This window comes from Facklamia sp. P12955 (assembly GCF_050409565.1).
Taxonomy (GTDB): Bacteria; Bacillota; Bacilli; order Lactobacillales; family Aerococcaceae; genus Facklamia.
In genome coordinates, this window is record NZ_JBNUPF010000055.1 from 1 (window position 1) to 1,157 (window position 1,157).

The window sequence follows — 1,157 nt, forward strand, 5'->3', positions numbered from 1 at the left end:
CCTTAAAGATAGTGCGATTATCGGTCAAAATTTCAACAGGAATGCCTTTGTTTTCGCTCTATGTCAAATAGGGTTGATGCTATCCAAGGAGATTAAGCAACTAACGGTTGCTTCCCTCGCATTTTAGATGACCTATCAATCATACAGATCCAAGCGAATCCACATGGTATTCGAAAGATCATCTAAAATGCGAGGTTATGAATGGAAATAGTTGAAAATTTGATATAACAATTACAATCTTAAAATGTAAGTTACACAATTTATTTGACACTACCAAACCAGTTGTTAAAATATTAATTCCAATGAGTCATTAAATAATGTACTTGACTGTTAGTCTAATCAATTAATAAATCTAGACTTAAGATTCCGATTGATTATAAAAAATAAAATTAATTTTATAGAACTTTAAATAGCTGAATTGTAAAATGAACTTAGCCATTTAAAATAGAAAAAGAGCCAGTGAGTCTGGTAATCTATGTAGTAACAACACAAACATAGAATAGGAGACTCCACATGGCTCAAACATATTGTACCACATCTTCCAAAGGCAAACATCTATCTTATGAAGAACGTGTGAAGATTGAAGCGTATAAAACACAAGTCCCTCCTCCATCCAACCGAGCAATCGCTCGGTTACTCGGGCGTTCACCACAGACCATTCATACAAAAGTGAAACGCGGCAAGGTTACTCAAAAACGTAAACAATCTGCAAACGGAAAGATCTCTATCTACTTCTGTGATATCTATAGCGTTGTTGTTGAGCAAGAGCGTTGTTGTTGAGCAAGCGACGTATGACCACTTACACGATGGAACGGGTCGACAACCTAAGTGGCTCAATAGTAAGGACTTCATCGATTGGGCGGATGAAAAGATACTCCATAAGGGGTGAAGCCCTGATGCGGTTGTTGGTTATGCTGAACGTCATAAATTGTTCTGTGAAGACTTGATCCCTTATAACTGGATCAATGCGAGGCTCATGCGAACGAAGAATAGTGATTTACCTGAAAAGGTGTCACGCAAACCGCACAAGGCTTTTGAACCTGGACCCAGACGCCGCAAAATCCTAGGCAAATCGGTTGAAGAACGCCCCCAGAAAGTGGACGACCGTGAGGAATGGGGACACTGGGAAATCGATACTGTGGTAGGTCCGCATGGTG

Annotated in this window: 1 protein-coding gene and 1 pseudogene; both read left to right on the forward strand. The window is 39.5% G+C overall.

The window, feature by feature from the left end; translation table 11 throughout:
• Window positions 1–513 precede the first annotated feature (513 nt).
• A complete protein-coding gene (locus ACQV2G_RS09080; protein ID WP_428876642.1) occupies window positions 514–780 on the forward strand; it encodes a helix-turn-helix domain-containing protein in 267 nt (88 codons plus the stop codon).
• A 196-nt stretch (window positions 781–976) separates the two neighbouring features.
• Window positions 977–1,157, forward strand: a pseudogene (locus ACQV2G_RS09085) (IS30 family transposase); the annotation flags it as partial.

Coding starts and splice junctions, on each gene's coding strand:
- ACQV2G_RS09080 (WP_428876642.1), top strand. CDS start 514: ATGGCTCAAACATATTGTACCACATCTTCCAAAGGCAAACATCTATCT.